Below are 23,842 nucleotides of genomic sequence, written 5' to 3'. Positions count from 1 at the left end.
GCGGCCAAGGTCTCGTTGCGTAACGTCATCGTGGTTCGGCCGCGAATGGCCATGCTGGGGGAAAGCATGCACGCAGATCCGGACGGCCCTGTGGTTGCCGTCGCCGAAAGTCCGCCATCGGACGCGCCGGCCGTGTGCGTCGACGTGGCTCACGATCTCGAAATCAATCAATGCGCGACGCGCCTGCGGTTGCTGGTCGCGGTGGGCTTTGCCATGACCCTGCTCAGCGCGAGCCTTGCGTTCGACTGGTGGGACGGCCTTTTGGGGAATGGTCTTGGCGACTACGACACGACGGTCGGCTATGCCGGCGTCGCGGTGTTCGGCCTGGTCACCAGCCGGCTGATCTGGATGCTCCCGGCCGAACGGGGGGCGGTGGTGATCGTGACCCCCTGTGGCATCCGTGACCTCCGCATCGGCAATGAATTTCTGCTGTGGGAGTCGATTGCGGAGGTTTCGGCCGAGGAGCGCCGCGGTCACAGGATGATCGTGCTGACGCCGACGCCGGCCTTGCAGCGGCAGCTCTGCTGGATCCGAGGCAAGATCGGAGGTAAGACGCGATCGAAGTCGGGCGGCGTGCGGGATGATCGCATCGTCATTCGCCTCGATGGGCTGGCGACCGATTTTGAGACATTGCTGCGTGCCTGCCGTGACTGTCATGCCGCCAACGATTCACGCACTGCATTGCGGCGAGACCGCGATCAAGGCAGGCAGGACTCGGTCGCACAGGGCCCAGACGCACAAGGCTTGGCCGCACAAGCGTCATAAAGCCGCCTCCGGCGAACGCCTATGCTGCACCGCCGGAAAGGCCGATACCCGGTAACGCCCGGATGTTGCGGCCGAGTGACATTTGCTGGAAATGAGCGAAGATATACATAGATTCGCATAAATAACAGGCAGGTGCCTGTTCGTAACTCACTCGGTTGCCTACGTTGTGCGTTGCGTCGAGTCGGTCGCCGGGTGTCCAATGAATGTCATGGGCTCACGCTGATTCGAGAAGCGGCCTGAGGAACGGTCCAGTAACTGCTTTCGTTTCAGCTTGTAGCGGAAATCACGCGGAGAGGGATCATGTATAACGATTCTCTATTCAATGCTTTCGCTCGGTCGTTCGAGGCGAGAAGCCAGCACGACATGTCGATGGCGGAATATCTGGAATCGTGTCGAAGCGATCCCATGAAATACGCCAACGCGGCCGAACGACTGCTAGCAGCGATCGGCGAGCCTCAGATGATTGACACGGCCAAGGACCCACGCCTTGGCCGTATTTTTTTGAACCGCACCATCCGTACCTATCCGGCCTTCGCCGGCTTCTACGGCATGGAAGAAACCATCGAGCGCATCGTCGGCTTCTTCAGGCACGCGGCGCAGGGCCTCGAAGAGCGCAAGCAGATCCTCTATCTGCTCGGGCCGGTTGGCGGCGGCAAGTCGTCGCTCGCCGAGCGGCTGAAGTCACTGATGGAAGTGCATCCGATCTATGTGCTAAAGGCCGGCGACGAACTCTCGCCCGTGTTCGAGAGCCCGCTCAGCCTGTTCGATCCGGATAACCTCGGGCCGATGCTGGAAGAGAAGTACGGCATTCCGCGCCGGCGTCTCACCGGCTTGATGAGCCCGTGGTGCTACAAGCGGCTCGAAGCCTTCGGCGGCGACATTTCTCAGTTCCGTGTTGCAAAAATCCAGCCGTCGCGGTTGCGCCAGATTGCAGTCTCCAAGACCGAGCCGGGCGACGAGAACAATCAGGACATCTCCTCGCTGGTCGGCAAGGTCGACATCCGCAAGCTCGAGACCTACGCGCAGAACGATCCCGACGCCTACAGCTATTCGGGCGGCCTCAACCGCGCCAACCAGGGCGTGCTTGAGTTCGTCGAGATGTTCAAGGCGCCGATCAAGATGCTGCACCCCCTGCTCACGGCGACGCAGGAAGGCAACTACATCGGCACCGAGAACATCGGCGCGATCCCGTTCACCGGCGTCATCCTCGCGCACTCCAACGAAGCGGAGTGGGCGAGCTTCAAGGCCAACAAGAACAACGAGGCCTTCATCGACCGCATCTGCGTGATCAAGGTGCCTTACTGCCTGCGGGTCACCGAAGAGCAGAAGATCTACGAGAAGCTGATCCAGGGCTCCGAGCTTGCGGCTGCACCCTGCGCGCCGTCGACGCTGGAGACGCTGGCGCGGTTCTCCGTGATGTCGCGCCTGCGCAAGCACGAGAACTCCACCCTGTTCGGCAAGATGCGGGTCTATGACGGCGAGAGCCTGAAGGAATCCGATCCGAAAGCGCGCAGCGTCCAGGAGTATCGTGATGCCGCCGGTGTCGACGAAGGCATGGACGGCGTCTCCACCCGCTTCGCCTTCAAGATCATGGCTGCGACCTTCAACCACGATCCGCAGGAAGTCGCCGCCGACGCCGTGCATCTGATGTACGCGCTGGAGCAGTCGATCCGCCGCGAGCAGCTGCCCGAGGAAGTCGAGAAGCGCTACCTCGAATTCATCAAGGCGGAGCTCGCGCCGCGCTACGCCGAGTTCATCGGAAACGAGATCCAGAAGGCCTATCTCGAATCCTACTCGGATTACGGCCAGAATCTGTTCGACCGCTACGTCGATTATGCCGATGCATGGATCGAGGATCAGGATTTCAAGGATCCCGACACCGGCCAGCTGCTCGATCGCGAGCTTTTGAACCAGGAATTGACGAAAATCGAGAAGCCGGCGGGCATCGCCAATCCCAAGGACTTCCGCAACGAGGTGGTCAAATTCTCGTTACGGTCGCGGGCCCAGAACGGCGGCAAGAATCCGACCTGGACCTCCTACGAGAAGATTCGCGAGGTGATCGAAAAGCGGATATTCTCCCAGGTCGAGGATCTGCTTCCGGTCATCTCCTTCGGGTCGAAGAAGGACGGCGAGACGGAGAAGAAGCACGGCGAGTTCGTCGCACGCATGGTGGAGCGCGGCTACACCGAGCGTCAGGTTCGCCGGCTCGTCGAATGGTACATGCGCGTGAAGCAGGCCGGTTGAGGCGGATGGAAAAGTGCCGATTCACATTATTGACAGGCGCCTGAATCCAGGCGGCAAGAGTCTTGAGAACCGCCAGCGGTTCTTGCGTCGGGCCAAATCCCTGGTGCAGGGCGCCGTCAAGAAGACCTCGCAGGAACGCGACATCAAGGACGTCCTGGAGGGTGGTGAAGTCACGATCCCGCTCGACGGCATGCACGAGCCGCGTTTCCGCCGCGAAGGCGGAACGCGCGACATGGTGCTGCCCGGGAACAAGAAGTTCGTCGAGGGCGACTATCTCCAGCGCTCCGGCCAGGGCAGCGCCAAGGATTCCGGCCCCGGTGAAGGCGACGGCGAGGACGCCTTCCGCTTCGTGCTGAGCCGCGACGAGTTCGTCGATCTCTTCCTCGACGATCTCGAGCTTCCCGATCTCGCCAAGCGCAAGGTTGCACAGACCGAAAGCGAAGGCATCCAGCGCGCCGGCTACACCACCTCGGGTTCGCCCTCCAACATCTCGGTCAGCCGGACGGTCCGGCTCGCGCTGGCGCGCCGCATTGCGCTCAAGCGTCCCCGCAAGGACGAGCTCGAAGAGCTGGAAGCCGCGATCGCCGCATGCACGGATGAGGACGAGCGCGTCGAGCTTGTCGCTCAGCTCGAAAAGCTGAAGGCGAGGTCGAAGCGCATTCCCTTCATCGACCCGCTCGACATCCGCTATCGCCGCTTCGAGACGGTGCCAAAACCCGTCGCGCAGGCCGTGATGTTCTGCCTGATGGACGTCTCGGGCTCGATGTCCGAGCACATGAAGGACCTCGCCAAGCGCTTCTACATGCTGCTCTACGTGTTCCTGAAGCGCCGCTACAAGCATGTCGAGATCGTCTTCATCCGCCACACCGATCGCGCCGAGGAGGTCGACGAGCAGACCTTCTTCTACGGGCCGGCCTCGGGCGGCACGCTGGTCTCCAGCGCGCTGCAGGCGATGCACGAGATCGTGCGCGAGCGCTTCAACCCGTCGGACTGGAACATCTACGCCGCGCAAGCGTCCGACGGCGACAATTCCTATTCCGACGGCGAGCTCACGGGCCTGCTGCTGACCGACAAGATTTTGCCGGTCTGCCAGTTCTTTGCCTATCTCGAGGTTGGCGAGTCAGGCGGCAGCGCCTTCGATCTCTCCGACTCCTCGCTCTGGACCCTCTATGATCGCCTGCGCAACAGCGGGGCGCCACTCTCGATGCGCAAGGTCAGCGAGCGCAGCGAGATCTTTCCGGTGTTCCACGATCTGTTCCAGCGCCGCGAAACTGCCAAGGAGAAAGCCGCTCCATGACGGAAAGATTGTTCGAAGGCGCGGATTGGGATTTCCACACCTTGCAGCGCATCACCGATGCCTGCGAGGAGGTGGCGCTGAAAGATCTCGGTCTCGACGTCTATCCGAACCAGATCGAAGTCATCACCGCCGAGCAGATGCTGGATGCCTACTCCTCCGTCGGCATGCCGCTGTTCTACAAGCACTGGTCGTTCGGCAAGCAGTTCGCGTATCACGAGGCGTCCTACCGCAAGGGCCTGATGGGGCTCGCCTATGAGATCGTGATCAACTCCTCGCCGTGCATCTCCTATCTGATGGAGGAGAACACGGCGACGATGCAGACGCTGGTGATCGCGCACGCCGCCTTCGGCCACAACCACTTCTTCAAGAACAATTATCTGTTCAGGCAGTGGACCGACGCCGACGGCATTCTGGATTATCTCGACTTCGCCAAGACCTACGTCATGCAGTGCGAGGAGCGCTACGGCCGCACCGAGGTCGAGCGCACGCTGGACGCTGCGCACGCGCTGATGTCGCACGGCATCGACCGCTATCCCGGCAAGAAGAAGCTGGACCTGCGCGCCGAAGAAAAGCGGGCAGGGCGCCGCCGCCAGCATGAGGAGGAGGTCTTCAACGATCTCTGGCGTACCGTGCCGAAGGGGGCGTCGAAGACCAAGTCCGCGCTCAGCATCGAGCGTCGCCGCAAGCTGCTCGGACTGCCGCAGGAAAACCTGCTCTATTTCCTCGAGAAGAGCGCGCCGCGGTTGGCGCCCTGGCAACGCGAGTTGCTTCGCATCGTCCGTCACATCGCGCAATATTTCTACCCGCAGAGCCAGACCAAGGTGATGAACGAGGGGACGGCGACCTACGTCCACTATCGCATCATGACCAAGCTGCACGAGCAGGGCCGCATCACCGACGGCAATTTCCTCGAATTTCTGGGATCGCACACCAACGTGGTGTTCCAGCCCGAATTCGATGACCCGCGCTTCTCGGGCTTCAATCCCTATGCGCTCGGCTTTGCCGTGATGCAGGACATCGAGCGCATCGTCACCAGGCCCGAAGACGAGGACCGCGAGTGGTTCCCCGACATCGCCGGCAAGAACGACGTGATGGGCGTGCTGCGCGACGTCTGGGCCAATTACCGCGACGAAAGTTTCATCGCGCAGTTCCTCAGTCCGAAGCTGATGCGGCAGTTCCGCATGTTCCATCTGCACGACGATCCCGAAGAGCGCGCCGGCATCCGGGTCGATGCCATTCACGACGATCGCGGCTTCCGCCGCGTCCGTCGCGAATTGGCGCGGCAGCACGATGTCGGCTACATCGACGCCAATATCGAGGTGGTGGACGTCGATCTCTCCGGCGACCGCCGGCTGATCCTGCACCACCACGTCATCAAGGGCTCGCAGCTCAACGAGACCGACACCAAGCGCGTGCTTCAGCATCTGGCCGATCTCTGGACCTACGACGTCTCGCTGATCGAGGTCGATGCCAACGACAAGGTCTTGCGCGAATATGTCGTGAGCCCGCGTCCGATCACCGCGGCGGCCTGAGGCCGCCGGTTACGCCGAGCGTTTTGCTGGCTTCTTCTTGGCCTTCGACGCGTTCAGCTCCACCGCCGCGCGGATCAGCGCCTTCAACGCTTTCTCGTTGATCTTTTCGCCTTCGCGAATATCGATCGCGCGCCGCACATTTCCGTCGAGGCTGGAATTGAACAGGCCCGCAGGATCGGCGAGCGCCGCGCCCTTGGCAAAGGTCATCTTCACCACCGCCTTGTAGGTCTCGCCGGTGCAGATAATGCCGTCGTGCTCCCACACGGGAACGCCGCGCCACTTCCATTCCTCGACGACCTCAGGATCGGCGTCCTTGATCAGGCCGCGGATCCGCGCCAGCATCTCGCCGCGCCAGTCGCCGAGCTCCTTGATCCTGCCGTCGATCATCCTGGAGGGTGAAGGCCCAGCCGCGTCCTTCGCGGGAGTCTTCTTCGCGGTCACGGCCTCCTTCATGACCTCGCCTCGCGTCGCGTGTCGTCGCGCAGGCCGAGATAGGGCAGCGCGAACAGATAGAGCCCGGTGATGAGCATTGGAATCAGCGGGACGAGCGCCAGGAAGCCAATCCACGCGGCCTGGATCTGCTGCGTCATGGCGACGATGTTGGCGATGACGGCGAGCGTGAAAACGATCGACAACCAGCGATGGATCTGCCGAACCCACATATTCCCGGTCAATGAAACCTCCTCTTGAGATGATCGAATGAAGTCCGCCGGCCGGGCTATTCCGCCCGCGCCAGCACCTCGTCCAGCTTGTTGAAAAACTGCTTCCAGCCGGCATGCGCGCCGCCATAGGCCTGCTTCTGCGTCGGGCTGAAGCCGGCTTGCTCGACGCGCAAATGCGTGCCGGCGCCCGTCGGCGTCAGCGTGAATGTCACGACGCTTTTCAGATCGAACGCGGCGTCCTCATGCGAGAAATTCCAGGTGTAGGCGAGGGTCTTCTGGGGCTCGATGGTGAGCACCTCGCAGTCCAGCACGCCACCCCATTCGCCGCGCAAATTGAAGCGATGACCGACATCAGGCTTGAAGTCGTTCTTCATCAGCCATTCCTCGATCAGATGCGGCTGCGTCAGCGCGCGCCAGATCCGCTCGGCCGGAAAGGCAAATTCGCGTTCGACGACGACGGATCGTGTTTCAGTCATTGGTCCATCCTCTTCAGGAGATCATCGAGCGCATCGAGCCGGTTCTGCCAGAAGCCGGCCATCTGACTGGTCCAGTCGACCAGCGGATTGAGCGCGCCGGGTTGCGCGCTGTAGTGCGTCTGGCGTCCCTCATGCCGGTCGCGCACCAGGCCAGCCTGCTTCAGCGCGCCGAGATGTTTTGAGACCGCCGGCTGGGAAACGCCCGACTGCGCCGTCAGTGCCCCGACCGTCTGCTCGCCCTCGCGGCACAGCCGCTCGAAGATCGCCCGCCGGGTCGGGTCGGCGAGGGTTCTAAACAGGAGGTCGGGTGCGGTCGACATGCGAAATCCATAACTATCAGGTTATGGATTAATTCATAACCTTGGAGTTATGGATAAGTCAAGGCGCTTTCTCCGCTGTCATTGCGAACGTAGCGAAGCAATCCAGAATCCCTCCTCAGTGGCAGTCTGGATTGCTTCGTCGCAAGGGCTCCTCGCAATGACGGTGGAGAATGCGGCGGCGCCACCGCAGGCAACCCTAAGGCCGCAGATACAAATACCCCTGCGACTGCAGCTCGGCCAAACGAACCACGCCGCCCTTTTCCGCGCTGACAAAACCCGGCAGCAGATCCGTCAGCGTGACGTTTTGTGCCTTCATGGTGTTGCCGCACGCGGCGAGCTCGACGCCGTCCTTGGAAAAATCACCGACGCGCTTGCTGATGTCAGGGTTGGCCTGCGCCCAGTGAAACGCCTTCAGCGCGGGACCGTGAATCACCAGCGCGATCGTGACGTGCTCGGGGCCGCCGACGCCGTCGATGTGGTTCTGGACGTTGCCGAGCACGAAATTGACCTTCTCGGCATCGCTGAGATGGTAGACGACCTTCAGCTTGTTCGACGACGGAGCCTCGGTCGCGGCCTTTGCGCTGGAGGCGCCGAACGCTGCGCCCAAAGCCGAGACGGCACTCCACAGCACGTTCCGGCGGTTCATGGCGATCTCCCTGACTTTACCGGACACATATCATTTGTGGCGGAGCGCGGCGAGTTCCTTGCGGTCGGTCACGAGCGAGGCGCATTCGGCATTGTCGGTGCGGTCGAGACGGAACATCCCGTCATCGGCGCCGGCCACCAGCTCCTGATCGAGATCATTGTCCGGCTTGTTGTTCTGCCAGACCCTGACCCGCGCCAGCCGCACGATCGTCGACTTGTCGTCCTTCGACAGCGCAACGCCGATGCCGCCGCCTTCGCAGTCGACGCCGCAGCCGAGCCGGATCTCGGTGCCATCGGTGGTGAACACCGCGTGGTTGCAGGAGCCGCTGGAGTCGAACTCGCCCGAGCGATGGCGGTATCTGAAGCCGAGCCGGAACGAGTTGTGGAGCTGCTTGTCCTCCTTGTCGAGCTCCGCGGAGATCAGCAGCTTCATCGCGGCGACCTTCTGCTTCGGATGCCGCGCCAGGTGCTCGGCGTCGTAGCGCCGGACGAAGCAGGCATAGGCCTTGTCGCCGGGCGTGCCCGCATACATGCGCGCATTGAACGTCTCGGCCTCGGCCTTGGTGGCCTCGCGGATGTCGTCGGCCTCTTCGGCCCGGGCGGCACTGAGGAACGCGGCAAGAGCAAGCGAAACAACGAGGGCAAACTTCATGATCGCACCACACGAGTGAGCCGTTGGCGGCCCCCTGGAGTGGCGGGGGCGGCCGGTTGGCGGTTAGTCGCGGGCGGCGAGCGGTGCGTTCAAGTGCACTTGCCTTGCAATCCCATGGGCAGCCCCGCGCAAGGTTCCAGTCTTAAACACTTTGGAAGGAGGGGTATTGGTAAACCCCTGGTTGTTGCAAATGGCTGGTGGCGCTCAAAATGTCCGAAGGTCACAACTTGCCCAACCTTGCGATCGGCTATTCAGTGCCGCGGCTGCTCACGCTCGTGGGGGCTGGCCTGGTGCTGACATTGCTCTGTGCCGCGCTCGCATTCAGCTGGCAGTACGTCAAGGACATCACCACGTTCCAGATCGCGCTCTGCTATTTCGGCATCGTGTTTTTCGGCCTGGTCACCTGCAAGATGCTCTGGACGTTGATCTCGTCCAGCGAGCCGGTCGTCTTCATCACCCGCATCGGCATTCGCGACACCAGGATCGCCGATGACACGATCTCCTGGAGATCGGTGCGGGACATCTCGATCTTTCGGTATCGCAGCCAGAAAGTTGTCGTGCTGCAGCTCGATCCTCTCCTCGCCGAGCGGTTCGACGGGGGCTTTCTGAAGCGCGTCTTGGTGCTGCTGAACAAGCCAATTGGTGCTGACGGCGTGCTCGTCAATGCGGGCGGCCTGACCATGGATGGAGAAAGGCTGTTCGACACCTGCAAGCAATATTGGGCAGCCGGCCGATTGGCCTATTCCGGTCGCGCAGCAGCCGAGCCTGAGCCTGTCAGCTAAGGCGATGTGGAATTTCCGCATCGGCCGAGTCGATGCGCCAGCCGCAGGCTAGGCCTTGTTGCGGGGCGCGCCCGCATACATCTGCGCAGCCGCGGGCGCTTTCTCAATTCTTCGACACCGTCATCGCAGGACAGAATTCAGATAGTTCCGCGCGTTGATTTAGTCGCAAGCTGGACCAGGAAGGTTCAAGTAACGTGTTGCCGCCGCTCTCTGGAACTCGATCTTGCGATTCCTCCGGCATTGTCCCAGTTCGTCAATGTGATAGCCTTCACAGACAACCTCATCTCGACGTCGTAGGCTGGGACTGCCTCTTGCAAGTTTGTGGAGTGCCCCGCGATGGGCGAAATTCGCAACTTCAGATCCGGAAATCAGGATGGGCCGCCTCCACACGGCCCGATGCCCCGCCGCCTCGCAGCCATCATTGTCGGTGACATCGCGTCCTACAGTCGCTTGATGCAGGCCGATGAGGAAGGCACGCATGTCCGCGTCAAGCGGATCGAGCGGGATCTGATCCAGCCCAGCATCGTCGAGCACCATGGCAGTCTGGTGAAGACGACGGGCGACGGATTCATCGCCATTTTTGATAGCCCCGTCGAGGCCGTGCGATGTAGCATCGTCATCCAGCAGAATCTCGTCGGCCGCAACGCCTCGCTTCCGAAGGATTCCCGCATCGAGTACCGGATCGGCGTCAATCTCGGTGATGTCATCGTGGAGCCGGACGATGTCTACGGCGACGGCGTCAACATCGCCACACGCCTCGAGGGCATTGCCGAGCCTGGTCAGGTCTACATCTCGGGTGCGATCTACGAGCAGATCAAGCACAAGGTGGTGTGCGGCTATGAGTCGCTCGGCGATCGCAAGGTCAAGAACATTACGGATCCCGTGCGCGTCTATCGCGTGCTGCCGGACGCTGACGCGGTCGGCAGGACGCGAGGCCGGCGCGAGAATACCCTCATCTTCCTGCTAGCCATCACGCTGCTGGTCATTGCCGCCGGCGTGCTCTGGTACCTGCTGGCGCAGACGCCCGGCCGGAGGAGCGAGCAGGCAGCCATGCCGACCGCGTCTCCCGCCGCGTCCCCCAGCCCGCAGCCTCCGCCGCGCGAAGCCGCGACACAGACGCCGCAGCCGTCGCCCTCGTTGGCTTTGTCAACTCCGTCGCCCGCCCCGGCGCCGAGCCCATCGGTGACACCGGTCCGCGAACCCGAGATGATCGCCATTCGCGGCGGCAGCTTCGCGATGGGAAGCAACGATGATCCGACCGAGCGTCCCGTCCACCAGGTCTCGATCAAACCGTTCTCGATCGGCAAATATCCGGTGACGGTGCAGGAATGGAACGAATGCGCGGCTGCAAAGGCGTGCGGCTTCACGGCCACCGGCAAAGACAATGCGCCGATCAGCAATGTGAGTTGGACCGACGCGCAGCAATATGTGGGGTATCTCGCGCAGGCGACGAAGAAGCCCTACCGGCTTCCGAGCGAAGCCGAATGGGAATACGCGGCGCGCGGCGGTACGCAGAGCAAATATTGGTGGGGCGACAAGCTCCAGCCAGGCATGGCCGGATGCAAGGATTGCGGTGACCTCGCGGCCGAGCAGCCGGCGAAGGTCGGCAGCTTCAAGCCGAATCCGTTCGGCCTCCACGACATGGGTGGCGGTATCGATCAGTGGGTCGAGGACTGCTGGCACAAGAGCTATCAGGGCGCACCCAGCGACGGCTCGGCCTGGGGTGGCGGGGACTGCGCATCGCATGTCCTGCGTTCGGGCTCGTGGAAGAACGATTCGAGATATGTGAGGCCGTCCAACCGTGATGGCTACGACACCAACGTCCGTTACCCCACGCATGGATTCCGCGTCGCGCTCAGCCCGTAAGTGCTGGAGTAGATTTGATGAAAGTCATTTATTGTGCCGCGCTGGCGGCGGCGCTCGCATTGCTTCCGGGCGCAGCCTTCTCGCAGGGCAAGACCGCGCCCAAGGACGCCAAGCTCTACTTCATCACCCCGTATGACGGGCAGAAGGTCCGCGGCGGATTCTGGGTCCGGTTCGGCTTGCGCAACATGGGCGTGACGCATGCCGGCGACGAATACCAGAACGCCGGTCATCATCATCTGTTGGTCGACGTCAACGAGCCCATCGATCCCAAGGAGCCGATCCTCCAGGACAAGTCGCATCTTCATTTCGGGGCAGGGCAGACCGAGACCTTCCTCGAGCTTCCGCCGGGGACGCACACGCTGCAACTCGTGCTGGGCGATGCCAAGCACTATCCGTTCGATCCGCCCGTTGTGTCGGACAAGATCACCGTACGCGTCAGGCAGCCATCTCAGCGCGGCAAATGATCACCGCAGGCTGGCGTTGAACTTGTCCAGCGCCGCCGAACCCGGGCACAGCGTATCCGCTTCCAGCGTGTTGAGCGGCGTCTCGACCGTGTCGAGATGCGCGTGCAAATCTTCCGCGTCGGGATCGACATAGAGCAGACCGGTGACGATCTGGCCCTTGGCGGCGTGCCTCGCGAGGAAGGTCTGGGCGCCCAGCCGGTCGTGCGGATCGTAGTCGGCGTCGATCTTCCGCAGCGCGATCTTGCTGCCGTCATGCTGCTCCACCACCTGCACCGTGCCCGGCGCATAGTCCACCGCGATGGGATCGCGGCCGACCAGCACGTCGAGCCGGTTCACGGCGTCATTGTGCTCGCGGACATAGTCAAAGCTCTTGGTCGAGCCGGCGTGGTTATTGAAGGCGATGCAGGGGCTGATGACGTCGATGAAGGACGCGCCCTTGTGGCCGATCGCGGCCGCGATCAGCGGCACCAGCTGGCTCTTGTCGCCGGAGAACGAGCGCGCGACGAAGGTGGCGCCGAGCTGAAGCGCCATCGCGACGAGGTCGATGGCGTTGTCGGTGTTGGTGACGCCCTTCTTGCTCTTCGAGCCGCGGTCGGCGGTGGCCGAGAACTGGCCCTTGGTCAGGCCATAAACGCCGTTGTTCTCGACGATGTAGGTCATGTTGACGCCGCGCCGGATCGAATGCGCGAACTGGCCGAAGCCGATCGAGGCGGAATCGCCGTCGCCGGAGACGCCGAGATAGACCAGATCGCGGTTGGCGAGGTTCGCGCCAGTCAGCACGCTGGGCATGCGGCCGTGCACGGTGTTGAAGCCGTGTGAATTGCCGAGGAAATAATCCGGCGTCTTCGACGAGCAGCCGATCCCGGAGATCTTTGCAACCCGATGTGGCTCGATCGACAGCTCGTAGCAGGCCTCGATGATCGAGGCCGTGATCGAATCATGGCCGCAGCCGGCGCACAGCGTCGAGATCTTGCCCTCGTAGTCGCGATGGGTGTAGCCGAGCTCGTTCTTCTTGAGGCCCGGATGATGGAATTTCGGCTTTGCAATATAGGTCATGACACGGCCTTGCGGAGCGGGGTCACCTTGAGGTGATCCTGGTGGTCGCCAATGGCTTTTGCGATGAAACGGGCGGTGATCGGGGTGCCGTCGTAGTGCACGATCGGCACGAGGCGGACGGGGTCGATGCCGTTCTCGTTGACGATGAGCTGACGGAGCTGGGCATCACGGTTCTGCTCAACGACGTAGACGAAATCATGCTCGGCGAGGAAGCTTGCCACGCTCGAATGGAACGGGAAGGCGCGGATGCGCAGGCGGTCGAGCTGATGCCCGCGCGTTTCCAATAGTCCGATCGCCTCGTCCATTGCGGGTGAGGTCGAGCCAAAATAGATCACGCCGTATTTGGTCGGCCGTTCCGCGTTGGCCTGCAAGGGCCGCGGCACCAGGTCCTGCGCGGTCTCGAACTTGCGGACGAGGCGCTGCATGTTGTCGGCATAGACCGAGCCTTCCTCGGAATAGCGCGCATAACGGTCGCGCGAGGTGCCGCGGGTAAAATAGGAGCCCTTGGTCGGATGCGTGCCGGGATAGGTGCGGTAGGGGATGCCGTCGCCGTCGACGTCGAGATAGCGGCCGAAGTCACGGCCTTCCTCCAGCATCTCCGTGGTCATCACCTTGCCGCGGTCATACTGTTTCGCGTCATCCCACTTCAACGGGCGGCAGAGCCGGTGGTTCATTCCGATGTCGAGGTCGAGCATCAGGAAGATCGTGGTCTGCAGCCGTTCGGCAAGATCGAACGCGGCCGCCGCGAACTCGAAGGCTTCAGCCGGATCTTCCGGGAACAGCAGTACGTGCTTGGTATCGCCGTGCGAAGCATAAGCGCAGGCGATGATGTCGCATTGCTGGGTGCGGGTCGGCATGCCCGTCGAGGGACCGGCGCGCTGGATGTTCATGATCACGGCCGGGATCTCGGCGAAGTATGAGAGGCCGATGAACTCTGTCATCAAGGAGATGCCGGGGCCTGACGTCGCGGTGAAGGCGCGCGCGCCGTTCCAGGACGCGCCGATGACGATACCGATCGAGGCGAGTTCGTCCTCGCCCTGCACGATCGCGTACTTCGCCTTGCCGGTCTCGGCATCGTGCCGGTACTTCTTGCAATGGGCGGTGAAGGCTTCCGCCACCGACGAGGACGGCGTGATCGGATACCACGCACACACCGTCGCGCCGCCATAGACGGCGCCGAGCGCGGCGGCGCTGTTGCCCTCGATGAAGATGCGGTCGCCGACCTTGTCGGACTTCTTGATGCGCAAGCCCAGCGGGCATTTCAAATTCTGCAGCGCCCAGTCGCGGCCGAGATGCAGCGCGTGGACGTTGGAGGAGAGCAGCTTCTCCTTGCCCTTGTACTGCTCGCCGATCAGCTGCTCGATTAGCTTCGGATCCATGTCGAGCAGCGCACTGAGCGCGCCGAGATAGATGATGTTCTTGAACAGCTGGCGCTGGCGCGGATCGGTGTAGGTCGAGTTGGTGATCGCGGTTAAGGGCACGCCAATCACGGTGATGTCGTCGCGGAATTTGGTCGACGGCATCGGCTTGGTGGAATCGTAGAACAGATAGCCGCCCGGCTCGATGCCGGCGACGTCCTTGTCCCAGGTCTGCGGGTTCATCGCCACCATCATGTCGACGCCGCCGCGGGCGCCGAGATGGCCGTCTTCCGTCACACGCACCTCGTACCAGGTCGGCAGGCCCTGGATGTTGGAGGGGAATATGTTGCGCGGCGACACCGGCACGCCATGGCGCAGGATCGCGCGCGCGAACATCTCGTTGGCGCTGGCCGAGCCCGAGCCGTTGACGTTGGCGAAGCGGACGACGAAGTCGTTTACGCTGCTGAGCGGCTTTTTGTCGGACATGTCGAACCTGCGTGAGTCATCTCGATGAAATATTTCTGCATGTCCCAGGCACCGGTGGGACAGCGCTCGGCGCACAGCCCGCAATGCAGGCAGACATCCTCGTCCTTGACCATCACGCGCCCGGTCTTGAGGTCGCTGGAGACGTAGAGGTCCTGGTCCGGATGCGGCGAGGGTGCCTTCAAGCGATGGCGCAGATCATCTTCTTCGCCATTTTGCGTGAAGGTAATGCAGTCCATGGGACAGATGTCGACACAGGCATCGCATTCGATGCAGAGCGAGGTCGAGAACACGGTCTGCACGTCGCAGTTCAGGCAGCGTTCCGCTTCGCCCAGCGCGAGCTTGACGTCGTAGCCGAGCTCGACCTCGGTGCGGATGTCCTTCAACGCGATCACCTTGTCGCGATGCGGCACCTTGTAGCGCTTGTCGTTGGAGATGTCGTTGTCATAGCTCCATTCGTGGATGCCCATCTTTTGCGACGAGACATGCACCTCCGGCAGCGGGCGCTCGGTGATGTCCTCGCCCGACAGCAGCTTGTGGATCGATAGCGCGGCGTCATGGCCCTGCGCCACCGCCCAGATGATGTTCTTCGGCCCGAACGCGGCGTCGCCGCCGAAGAACACTTTTGGATTGGTCGAGACGAAGGTTTTGGGATCGACCTTGGGCATGTGCCATTTGTCGAACTCGATGCCGCAATCCTGCTCGATCCAGGGGAAGGCGTTCTCCTGGCCGACCGCGACCAGCACGTCGTCGCAGGTGATCGTCTCGTCCGGCTCGCCCGACGGCACCAGGTTGCGCCTGCCCTTGGCGTCGTATTCGGCCTTCACCTTCTGGAAGGTGACGCCGATCAGCTTGCCGGCGACATGCTTGAAAGCCACCGGGACCATGTAATTGAGGATCGGAATGTCCTCATGGAGCGCGTCTTCCTTCTCCCAGGGCGAGGCCTTCATCTCCTCGAAGCCGGAGCGGACGACCACTTTGACGCTCTCGCCGCCAAGGCGGCGAGCGGTGCGGCAGCAATCCATCGCGGTGTTGCCGCCGCCGAGCACGATCACGCGCTTGCCGATCTTGTCGATGTGCCCGAAGGAGACCGACGACAGCCAGTCGATGCCGATATGGATGTTGGCGGCTGCTTCCTTGCGTCCGGGAATGTCGAGCTCGCGTCCGCGCGGCGCGCCGGAGCCGACGAAGATCGCGTCGTACTTCTCCGCGAGCAGCGCCTTCATGCTCTCGATGCGATGGCCGCCTTTGAAGTCGACGCCGAGATTGAGGATGTAGCCGGTCTCCTCGTCGATCACCGAATTGGGCAGGCGGAATTTCGGGATTTGCGTGCGCATCATGCCGCCGGCCTGGGGATCGCCGTCGAACACGGTGCAGTGATAGCCGAGCGGCGCGAGATCGCGCGCCACCGTCAGCGACGCCGGACCGCCGCCGACGAACGCGACGCGCTTGCCGTTCTTCGCAGTGGGATGCGGCAGGCGCTGCGTGATGTCGTCCTTGAAGTCCGCGGCGACGCGCTTGAGACGGCAGATCGCGACAGGTGTCTCCTCGACGCGTCCACGCCGGCACGCCGGCTCGCATGGACGATCGCAGGTGCGTCCCAGGATTCCGGGAAACACGTTCGATTTCCAATTGATCATGTAGGCGTCGCTGTAGCGGCCTTGGGCGATCAGTCGAATATATTCGGGAACCGGGGTGTGTGCAGGACAGGCCCACTGGCAATCGACCACTTTGTGAAAGTAGTCGGGGGCCGCGATATCGGTCGGTTTCATTCCTACCCTGTCCGCGCAGGCTCAAAGACCCGGCGGCCTTTTCTTTGAGCTTGTCGAACGCTTAACGCGCGGCGATCTGGTTTCTGAATGACGTCATTGGGTTAGCTTATTAGAACCGCTCCGAAGTACAACGGCAAATTTGGGGGATCACCCGCTTTCATGGGAGCTGCGCGCGCACGTCATTAATGGCCGCGCGCAGTGATGCGGCGGTGCAATATGTTGCGATGCAGATGGCGCTTTAGTTATTCGCGATGTCGCTCTTCGCGAGGTCCCACATCAGGCTGTAGGTGCCGACGGAGACCGGCAACGGAAGCGGCGATGCAGCAGGGCCGGTGAAGCGTTCGGCGATCACAGCCGACACCGCGCCGACCTGCGTGCCGTCGATCAGCACGAACCAGTCGCGTGCACCTTCATTGCGCTCGGCTGGAATATCTGCCGTTGCACCCGACAATTCGGGCTCGCTCTCGAGCAGATGCATCGAGATGATGCCTTCGCGGTCTTGCGGCGCCAGTTTTTCTTGCAGTGCATCACGCCATGCGCCGGCATTGTCGGGCGTCGGCCGCAGCCGTACCAGGCCGAGCGCGGCGCCGCGGCCGGTGCCCTTGCTGATGGTGATGCGTGCGACCACGCGCAGCATGTTCTTGAAATGCGCCATGCTTCGCCGCGACCATTCGGTCTGGTTGGCGAGCCGCGCCCGGTAGGCGGGACTGTCGAGCACCTCTAACGTCGCGGTCGAATACAGCGAGAGATATTTGGGATTGGCGGCGTGCGCGACATAGCGCCGCGCCTCCAGAAATCCCTCGATCGCGACGCGCTCTTCCAGATGCTCGCGATCGTACCAGCGGTTGAAATCGGCTTCATCTGCCGCGTCGATGTTCATCGACGTCAGCAGCATGCCTGTCCCGGCGAGCGGCATTTTCTTGTTGTCCTTTTTTCGTGCGTCAGCGCGCGGCCTTCGACGCGAGATCGGCGATCGACTTCATGACCGCGTCCCGCACGCCGGCATCATAGAGCGAATGCCCGGCCTCTTCCACGATCCTGACCTCGGAACCCGGCCAAAGTTTCGCGAGCCGCTCCGATGTCTCAGGAGGGCACAACAGATCGTAGCGGCCCTGCACAATGATGCCGGGAATGCCGGCGAGCCGGCCCGCGTTCCGCAGCAACTGGTCTTCGCTCATGAAGGAATTGTTGACGAAATAATGCGCCTCCATGAACGGCGTCGCCGGCAGCGTGCGCCAGACGTTCAGCGACGTCAGGTCGATCCGCGTCTTGGCTGCCTTGTGCTCCGACAGGGCGCGTTCGGTGTCGTGCCAGGCGCGCGAGGCGGGACCGTGCACGGCTGGATCGGCATCGAGGATGCGGCGATAGTAAGTTTCCACCGGTCGCGCACGTTCTTCCGGCGGCAGCACGCTCAAAAAATCCTCGTAGAGCGCGGGATAGAATTGCGAGAGGCGCGAGGTGAAGGCCGTCTCGACTTCCGCCCGCGTGCCCAGAAAGGTCGCGCGGAGCGCAATGCCCGAGACGCGCTCGGGATGGGCCTGCGCATAAGCCAACGCCAGCGTCGCGCCCCAGGAGCCGCCGACCACCATCCAGCGGTCGAAGCCGAACTTTTCGCGGATTTTCTCCATGTCCGCGATCAGATGCGCGGTCGTGTTGTTTTCCCGCGATCCCTTCGGACGGCTGCGGCCGCAGCCGCGCTGGTCGAACAGCACGGCGCAGAAGCGATCGGGATCAAAGAGCCGGCGATGGTCGGGCTGGCAGCCGGAGCCCGGCCCGCCATGCAGATAGATCGCGGGAATGCCATCGGCGCGGCCGACACTCTCGACATAGAGCTCGTGGCCGTCGCCGACATCCAGCATCTCGGAGGTCAGCGGTGCAAAGGAATCGGCGCGGTTGGCCGATGCGGCCGCGTCGGCGTCAGGCACCATTCTCGGATTCCAGGGTGCCGCCGGCGAAATTGCGGTAGAGGAAGCGGTTGGTCTCGCCCTCGGCCTCGCGCTCAGCCTGCTTGAAGATGGTCTCGTGCAGCGGCGACAGCGCGCAGGCCGGGTCGGTGTTGGCTGCGTCGCCGGTCAGCGCAAAAGCCTGGCAGCGGCAGCCGCCGAAATCGATCTCGCGGAATTCGCAAGACTTGCACGGCTCCTTCATCCAGCCGGTGCCACGATAGCGGTTGAAGGCGTCGGAGTTTTGCCAGATCCAGGCGATCGAATGGTTGGAGCGCACGGACAAGAAATCGAGCCCGGTGATGCTCTCCGCGGCATGGCAGGGCAGCACCTTGCCGGCCGGCGAGATGTTGAAGAACTGCCGGCCCCAGCCACCCATGCACTTCTTTGGCCGCAGCGCGTAATAATCCGGCACGACGTAGTCGATCGCGAGCGTACCCTTGAGCCGATCACGCGCCTCCTCGACGAGGCGGGTGCACTCGTCAAGCTGCGCCACCGTCGGCATCAGCGCGGCGCGGTTCCTCAGCGCCCAGCCGTAATACTGGACATTGGCGACCTCGAGCCGGTCGGCGTCGAGATCAACAGACATCTGGATGATGTCGGGGAGCTGGTGCAGGTTCTGCCGGTGCATCACCGCGTTCACGGTGAGCGGCAGATCGAGCTCGCGCGTCCACTTTGCCACTTCGAGCTTCTTGCGATGCCCGTTCTTGTAGCCGGCGACGCGGTCGGCGAGGCCCTCTTCAACACCCTGGAAACTAATCTGCACATGGCATAGCCCGGCATCGGCCAGCTCACCCAGCCGCTCGCGCGTCAGCAGCACGGCCGAGGTGATCAGATTGGTGTAGAGGCCGACGTCGCTGGCATGCTTGACCAGCTCGACCAGGTCCTTCCGCGCCGTCGGCTCGCCGCCGGAAAAATGCACCTGGAGCACGCCGATCTCGGCGAGCTCGCTCAAAACCTTCTTCCACTCATCCGTGGTCAGCTCCTTGCCCGAGCGATCGAGCTCGACAGGGTTGGAGCAATAGGGGCATTGCAGCGGACAGCGATGCGTGATCTCGAGCAGCACCGCGAGCGGAATGCCAAAGGTCTCCGCCGTCGAGCGGCTTTTCTCCAGCACCGCAAGGCTGTCGCTGGTATCGGGCGGGATGATCGGGAGCACATCGCTCATGGCGTCTTCTCCCTGATCTCGGTGAGAAAGCCCTTGTCGGCGAGATCCTGCAGCATGACGATGACGTCGGCGAGGATCGCCTCGCGCGGGGCGGCGTATTTCGCTGCGAGCTGGTCGGACACGTCACCAACACTGCGCTGGCCGTTGCAGAGTTGCAAGACCTCGACCGCGATCTCATCAGGCGCCAGCACCCGTTCCGGCGCCAGGATCACCCAGACTTTTCGCGTCTCGTCATATTTGAGCTTGGCATGCCGCGGCAGCACGGGGCGGCTTGCCTCGCTGACGCTGATGTTCCGCGGCCCGGCCATCGCTTATCCCTTAACTCGCCTTGGGCACAAACGCGCCCGGCGGAATGTTGCCCTCGACATAGGCGTGCTGGAGCGCGTCGAGTTGCACCCACAGCACGTTGGTCTTGAAGATCAGCGCGTTGCACACAAGCGCGCGCTGCTCCGGCGTTGTGGCATGCACCTTGACATAGTCGAGCGCAAAGCCGGCATCGCGCGGCGCCTGCGCCAGCCGCCGCTTGAAGTAGCTCATGATGTCAGGATTGACGAAGTTGTAGTGCTCCAGCATGCCGGAGATGCGTTCCTCGTGCAGGTTCGGCGCGAACAGCTCGGTGAGCGAGGAGGCGATCGCCTCCAGCGGCGACTTCTCGCGGCAGTAATGGACATAGGCCTCCACCGCAAAGCGCGTCGCCGGCAAAATGCCTTCGGTCGATTCCACATAGGCCGGGTCGAGGCCGAGGCCGCTGGTCAGCTTCAGCCAGCGCTCGATGCCGCCTTCGCTGCCGACATCGCCGTCATGATCCTCGATGCGGTGGCGCCATTCCAGCCGCGTGGCGCGGTCGCGGAAGCGCGAGATCACCACCGCGTCCTTGATCGGGATCGTGCTCTGGTAATAGTAGCGGTTCAGCGCCCAGGCCTGCACCTGGCCCTTGTTCAGCTTGCCGCCGTGCAAAAGCTTATGGAACGGATGCAGGCTGTGATAGCGTGTGGCGCCGATATGGCGCAGCGTCGCCTCCAGCTCATCGGCGCTCGTGAGCCTGATGTCCTTGCCAACAGAGAGCGCAGTCATTCCAGTCAGTGACGCGGCATTCACAGCACGATCTCCGTTCCGTCGGCGGGTATCTGCCAGCCCGCTTCTTCGATTGCCTTGCGCTCGGGTGTGTCAGGCAGCAGCGCCGGATTCGAGTTATTGATATGCAGAAATATCTTCTTGTCGATCCTGAGGTCGGCCAGCCGGGCAATCGCGCCATCGTGACCGGACATCGCGACGTGGCCCATGCTCTTGCCGGTCTTGTGGCCGAGCCCGGCCCTGATCATCTCGTCGTCCTGCCACACCGTGCCGTCGAAGAACACCAGCGCAGCGCCGTCGATCTCGGCCTTGAGCGCATCGGTCACTTCGGCGCAGGCGGCAATGAAATAGAAGCAGTTGCCGGTGGTCTTGTCGGTGATCTTGAGGCCCAGCGTATCGCCATCGCCGGTCTCGCCGCCGGGGTGGGCCTTGCCTTCCAGATACCAGGCCGATTTGCCCGGCACCGCAAAGGGCCGCACCTCCAGCCCTGAGCGTGCGCCATCGGGCAATCGCGGCTCAAACGGGTCGCTGATCCCGATCGGCTGCCGCTTGACGTTCTTCTCGTTCAGCACATTGAAGATGCTGTTGCTGGCCAGGATCGCCAGCACCTTCTCATGCGCATAGACCGTGAAGGGCGAGCCTTCGCGCATCGACAGCAGGCCCGCGACCGCATCCACCTCGCTGTTGGTCAGGATCACGCCCGCAACAGGCGTATGGCGCAGCGCGCCCGGCTTGGGGTGCAACTGCGGCGTGGCATTCAATTGCTGGCGCAGATCGGGGGAGGCGTTGATCAGAAACCAATGCTCGCCATCGCCACTGAAGGCGACCGAGGCCTGGCTTCTCTGAAGCTCATGTCCGCCGCTACGTGCCGCCCGGCAGCCCTCACACCCGCAATTCCATTGCGGGACTCCGCCGCCGGCCCCGGCGCCCAGGACGACGACGCGAAGCATGATACGTCTCCTGGAAGCAACGTCGCCAGGTGGATATCAGGCCGACACAGTTTCCGTCGTCCGGAAACGGTTCGTGACCGAAATACCCACCTGCGCAGAACGCAAACGCGCCAACCGCTTACTTGCGGGTGGCGCTCACATACATGTTGATTTCCATGCCGCAGGGCACTTCGATGATCTTCGGGGTTTTCCAGGCCATTTTGGCTCTCCATATTCGCGAATTCGGACGTATCCGCCCAACGGTTAAAGTAATGCGGGCGCAAAAGTTCGCCAGTGAAATTTTCCCGAGAAAGTCCATGTTGCGCCGCGAAAAATGATGGGGAACATCACTTCTGGTGACGCTGCCTTGCGCCCGGCGCATTCGGTCGCGAACCCTGTCCTGATAAAGCAGTTGTGAGTGCAGTGCAGCTTTCAATCCGGTACAGGCGACCCAAGTGGAATTCGGCGATGCCCAAATATTTCTTCAACACCCGTATCGGCGACGAATTGATCGTGGATCCTGACGGCGAGGATTTGCGCAACCCTGACCGTGCCTGGGAGGTCGCCCGCCAGATGATCCTGGAAGTCCTGAAGTCCGAGGGCACCCAGCCGGCCCTGATGGAGGCGGTGATCGAGGTGACCGACGACGACGGGGAGATCGTGCTCGAATTCCCCTTCACCGAGGCCCTGCTGGACGTCCCGGACCAATCCGCGACGCGGCATTGAGGTCCCACACCCCCGCTCCCTCCGCCGTCATTGCTCCCTCCGTCGTCATTGCGAGCGAAGCGAAGCAATCCAGAATGCCTCCGAGCAGGCAGTCTGGATTGCTTCGTCGCAAGAGCTCCTCGCTGGCGGCGGAGGGAGCAATGACGGGGGAGGTTACCCCTGCGAAATCCGCATGGCTTTGCTGCGTTCCCGGCGCTAAAAGACGCCGGTCATACGGAGCAAGCCATGCAAGATCTCTGGCGCCTGTCGGCAGCCGACCTCGCTACCCTCGTCAAAGCCAAAAAAGTGTCCGCGAAAGAGGCCGCCAAGGCCGGTCTCGCCCGCCTGGAGGCCGTAAATCCCCAGCTCAACGCCGTGATCGACCACCGGCCCGAGGACGTGCTCAAGCAGGCTGACGCCGTCGATGCCGCCATCGCGCGGGGCGAGGACACAGGTGTGCTCGCCGGCGTGCCCGTCACCATCAAGGCCAATGTCGACCAGGAAGGCTTTGCCACCACCAACGGCTTAAAACTTCAGCGCGACCTGATCGCGCGCGAGGACAATCCGGTGGTCGCCAATTTCCGCAAATCCGGCGCCATTCTCCTTGGGCGCACCAATTGCCCGGCCTTCTCCTACCGCTGGTTCACCACCAACCTCGTCCATGGCGATACCAAGAACCCCCGCGACGCCTCGCTGACCCCGGGCGGCTCGTCCGGCGGCGCCGGCTCAGCGGTCGCGGCCGGCATCGGTCACATCGCCCACGGCACCGACATCGCCGGCTCGATCCGCTACCCCGCCTATGCCTGCGGCGTGCACGGCCTGCGCCCGACTTTGGGCCGCATCCCGGCCTTCAACCCGGCGCTGCCGGAGCGCCCGATCGGGCCGCAGATCATGGCGGTGTCGGGCCCGCTGGCCCGCACGGTCAACGACCTCAGGATTTCGCTTGCCGCCATGTCGGCCCGCGACGTCCGCGACCCCTGGTTCGTGCCGGCGCCGCTGGAAGGCCCCGCGCGTCCCAAGCGCGCCGCGCTCTGCCTCAATCCGGATGGCCTCGCCACCACGCCGGAGGTCAAGGCCGCGGTGATCGACGCCGGCAAGCGCCTCGAGCGCGCGGGCTGGACCGTCGAGACGATCGAGAACACCCCGCCAATGCGCGAAGCCGTCGAGTGGCAGCGAAAGCTCTGGCTCGGCGACGGCTACGAGGCGCAGCTGGACATGGCCGAGCGCGAGGGCGATCCCGGCGCACTGGCCTGCCTCCGCGGCAACCGCGCCAAAGTCACGCCGATGGACCAGGCCAACTACGCACAGGCGTTGACCCGCCGCGCCACGTTGACCCGCGACTGGATGCTGTTCTTCGAAAAATATGCCGTGGTGCTGACGCCGGTCTCGGGCGAGCTGCCATTCCCCGATCATCTCGACCGCAAGGACGCCGCTTCCTTCGACCGCGTCTGGGAAGCGCAGATGCCGCAGATCGCAACGCCCTTCATGGGATTGCCCGGCCTCGTGGTCTCCACCGGTCTCGTCGGCAAGGCGCCCGTCGGCGTGCACATCGTCTCCGGCCGCTATCGCGAGGACCTGTGTCTCCTCGCAGGCGAAGCGATCGAGGCGGGCGGCGTGCCGCCGTCGCCGATCGACCCCGTGGGTTAGCG

At 63.0% G+C, this 23,842-nt stretch carries 25 protein-coding genes; 9 read left to right on the top strand and 16 right to left on the bottom strand.

The genetic code is table 11. The annotated features are described in order from the left end of the window. Positions 1 to 45: 45 nt before the first annotated feature. The 4 genes from B5V03_RS05140 to B5V03_RS05125 all read left to right on the top strand — a co-directional run bounded on the left by B5V03_RS05140 (position 46) and on the right by B5V03_RS05125 (position 5,838). A complete protein-coding gene (locus B5V03_RS05140; RefSeq protein ID WP_129268259.1) occupies positions 46 to 765 on the top strand; it encodes an STM3941 family protein in 720 nt (239 codons plus the stop codon). A 300-nt stretch (positions 766 to 1,065) separates the two neighbouring features. Further along, entirely contained in the window at positions 1,066 to 3,009 is a 1,944-nt protein-coding gene (locus tag B5V03_RS05135) for a PrkA family serine protein kinase (RefSeq protein WP_129268189.1), read from the top strand. A 19-nt stretch (positions 3,010 to 3,028) separates the two neighbouring features. Continuing rightward, the gene (locus B5V03_RS05130) at positions 3,029 to 4,306 is read left to right on the top strand and encodes a YeaH/YhbH family protein (RefSeq protein ID WP_206736121.1); all 1,278 of its coding nucleotides are present in this window, start codon (positions 3,029 to 3,031) and stop codon (positions 4,304 to 4,306) included. After that, positions 4,303 to 5,838 (top strand): SpoVR family protein, encoded by a 1,536-nt coding sequence (locus B5V03_RS05125; RefSeq protein WP_129268187.1) that lies wholly within the window; start codon positions 4,303 to 4,305, stop codon positions 5,836 to 5,838. Before B5V03_RS05130 ends, B5V03_RS05125 begins: the two co-directional genes overlap by 4 nt. Positions 5,839 to 5,847: 9 nt before the next feature. Here B5V03_RS05125 and B5V03_RS05120 read toward each other — a convergent pair whose 3' ends face one another. From B5V03_RS05120 to B5V03_RS05095, 6 genes are all read right to left on the bottom strand, one after another. Further along, positions 5,848 to 6,291: a DUF1801 domain-containing protein gene (locus B5V03_RS05120; RefSeq protein ID WP_129268186.1), complete on the bottom strand. Its 444-nt coding sequence runs from the start codon at positions 6,289 to 6,291 to the stop codon at positions 5,848 to 5,850. Beyond that, positions 6,288 to 6,500 (bottom strand): hypothetical protein, encoded by a 213-nt coding sequence (locus B5V03_RS05115; protein ID WP_129268258.1) that lies wholly within the window; start codon positions 6,498 to 6,500, stop codon positions 6,288 to 6,290. The genes B5V03_RS05120 and B5V03_RS05115 overlap by 4 nt, the downstream gene beginning before the upstream one ends. A 56-nt stretch (positions 6,501 to 6,556) precedes the next feature. Next, the gene (locus tag B5V03_RS05110) at positions 6,557 to 6,976 is read right to left on the bottom strand and encodes an SRPBCC family protein (protein WP_129268185.1); all 420 of its coding nucleotides are present in this window, start codon (positions 6,974 to 6,976) and stop codon (positions 6,557 to 6,559) included. After that, the gene (locus B5V03_RS05105; RefSeq protein WP_129268184.1) at positions 6,973 to 7,296 is read right to left on the bottom strand and encodes an ArsR/SmtB family transcription factor; all 324 of its coding nucleotides are present in this window, start codon (positions 7,294 to 7,296) and stop codon (positions 6,973 to 6,975) included. Before B5V03_RS05105 ends, B5V03_RS05110 begins: the two co-directional genes overlap by 4 nt. Before the next feature lie 196 nt (positions 7,297 to 7,492). Next, positions 7,493 to 7,942 (bottom strand): DsrE family protein, encoded by a 450-nt coding sequence (locus B5V03_RS05100; RefSeq protein ID WP_129268183.1) that lies wholly within the window; start codon positions 7,940 to 7,942, stop codon positions 7,493 to 7,495. Positions 7,943 to 7,972: 30 nt separating this feature from the next. Further along, the gene (locus B5V03_RS05095) at positions 7,973 to 8,593 is read right to left on the bottom strand and encodes a hypothetical protein (RefSeq protein ID WP_129268182.1); all 621 of its coding nucleotides are present in this window, start codon (positions 8,591 to 8,593) and stop codon (positions 7,973 to 7,975) included. Positions 8,594 to 8,802: 209 nt separating this feature from the next. Here B5V03_RS05095 and B5V03_RS05090 point away from each other — a divergent pair, with 209 nt between their 5' ends. From B5V03_RS05090 to B5V03_RS05080, 3 genes are all read left to right on the top strand, one after another. Beyond that, positions 8,803 to 9,375, top strand: coding sequence for an STM3941 family protein (locus B5V03_RS05090; RefSeq protein ID WP_164987789.1), 573 nt, complete (start codon positions 8,803 to 8,805; stop codon positions 9,373 to 9,375). A 336-nt stretch (positions 9,376 to 9,711) separates the two neighbouring features. Further along, positions 9,712 to 11,241 (top strand): SUMF1/EgtB/PvdO family nonheme iron enzyme, encoded by a 1,530-nt coding sequence (locus B5V03_RS05085; protein WP_129268180.1) that lies wholly within the window; start codon positions 9,712 to 9,714, stop codon positions 11,239 to 11,241. A 17-nt stretch (positions 11,242 to 11,258) separates the two neighbouring features. Further along, positions 11,259 to 11,705: a DUF4399 domain-containing protein gene (locus B5V03_RS05080; protein ID WP_129268179.1), complete on the top strand. Its 447-nt coding sequence runs from the start codon at positions 11,259 to 11,261 to the stop codon at positions 11,703 to 11,705. On the opposite strand, the gene B5V03_RS05075 is transcribed toward B5V03_RS05080, so the two are convergent. From B5V03_RS05075 to pqqA, 10 genes are all read right to left on the bottom strand, one after another. Then, entirely contained in the window at positions 11,706 to 12,761 is a 1,056-nt protein-coding gene (locus B5V03_RS05075) for a 2-oxoacid:ferredoxin oxidoreductase subunit beta (RefSeq protein WP_129268178.1), read from the bottom strand. It abuts the gene before it with no gap. Next, positions 12,758 to 14,605, bottom strand: a complete 1,848-nt coding sequence (locus B5V03_RS05070; protein WP_164987788.1) for a 2-oxoacid:acceptor oxidoreductase subunit alpha — start codon at positions 14,603 to 14,605, stop codon at positions 12,758 to 12,760. Before B5V03_RS05070 ends, B5V03_RS05075 begins: the two co-directional genes overlap by 4 nt. Beyond that, the gene (locus B5V03_RS05065; protein ID WP_129268177.1) at positions 14,575 to 16,374 is read right to left on the bottom strand and encodes an FAD-dependent oxidoreductase; all 1,800 of its coding nucleotides are present in this window, start codon (positions 16,372 to 16,374) and stop codon (positions 14,575 to 14,577) included. The genes B5V03_RS05070 and B5V03_RS05065 overlap by 31 nt, the downstream gene beginning before the upstream one ends. A 238-nt stretch (positions 16,375 to 16,612) precedes the next feature. After that, positions 16,613 to 17,290 (bottom strand): DUF4286 family protein, encoded by a 678-nt coding sequence (locus B5V03_RS05060; protein ID WP_129268176.1) that lies wholly within the window; start codon positions 17,288 to 17,290, stop codon positions 16,613 to 16,615. A 25-nt stretch (positions 17,291 to 17,315) separates the two neighbouring features. Further along, entirely contained in the window at positions 17,316 to 18,302 is a 987-nt protein-coding gene (gene pip / locus B5V03_RS05055) for a prolyl aminopeptidase (RefSeq protein ID WP_129268175.1), read from the bottom strand. Continuing rightward, complete coding sequence (gene pqqE, locus B5V03_RS05050; RefSeq protein ID WP_129268174.1) at positions 18,292 to 19,485, bottom strand: pyrroloquinoline quinone biosynthesis protein PqqE; 1,194 nt, start codon at positions 19,483 to 19,485, stop codon at positions 18,292 to 18,294. Before pqqE ends, pip begins: the two co-directional genes overlap by 11 nt. Next, complete coding sequence (pqqD, locus tag B5V03_RS05045; RefSeq protein WP_129268173.1) at positions 19,482 to 19,793, bottom strand: pyrroloquinoline quinone biosynthesis peptide chaperone PqqD; 312 nt, start codon at positions 19,791 to 19,793, stop codon at positions 19,482 to 19,484. Before pqqD ends, pqqE begins: the two co-directional genes overlap by 4 nt. A 10-nt stretch (positions 19,794 to 19,803) precedes the next feature. Continuing rightward, complete coding sequence (pqqC, locus tag B5V03_RS05040) at positions 19,804 to 20,583, bottom strand: pyrroloquinoline-quinone synthase PqqC (protein WP_129268172.1); 780 nt, start codon at positions 20,581 to 20,583, stop codon at positions 19,804 to 19,806. Further along, complete coding sequence (gene pqqB / locus B5V03_RS05035; protein ID WP_129268171.1) at positions 20,580 to 21,509, bottom strand: pyrroloquinoline quinone biosynthesis protein PqqB; 930 nt, start codon at positions 21,507 to 21,509, stop codon at positions 20,580 to 20,582. The genes pqqC and pqqB overlap by 4 nt, the downstream gene beginning before the upstream one ends. A gap of 118 nt (positions 21,510 to 21,627) precedes the next feature. Continuing rightward, positions 21,628 to 21,684 carry a pyrroloquinoline quinone precursor peptide PqqA gene (pqqA, locus tag B5V03_RS05030; protein WP_245502163.1) on the bottom strand — a complete coding sequence of 19 codons (57 nt, stop codon included), beginning with the start codon at positions 21,682 to 21,684 and terminating at the stop codon, positions 21,628 to 21,630. 272 nt (positions 21,685 to 21,956) lie between these two features. On the opposite strand from pqqA, the gene B5V03_RS05025 reads away from it, so the two are divergent. Both B5V03_RS05025 and B5V03_RS05020 read left to right on the top strand, forming a co-directional pair. Further along, positions 21,957 to 22,214 (top strand): DUF6894 family protein, encoded by a 258-nt coding sequence (locus B5V03_RS05025; protein ID WP_129268170.1) that lies wholly within the window; start codon positions 21,957 to 21,959, stop codon positions 22,212 to 22,214. 225 nt (positions 22,215 to 22,439) lie between these two features. Further along, on the top strand, positions 22,440 to 23,840 hold the full coding sequence (locus tag B5V03_RS05020) for an amidase family protein (protein ID WP_129268169.1): 1,401 nt from the start codon (positions 22,440 to 22,442) through the stop codon (positions 23,838 to 23,840). The last annotated feature ends 2 nt before the right edge of the window (positions 23,841 to 23,842 follow it).

It is taken from the genome of Bradyrhizobium betae, assembly GCF_004123905.1.
Taxonomy (GTDB): domain Bacteria; phylum Pseudomonadota; class Alphaproteobacteria; order Rhizobiales; family Xanthobacteraceae; genus Bradyrhizobium; species Bradyrhizobium betae_A.
This window is presented reverse-complemented; position numbering and strand designations above follow the sequence as displayed.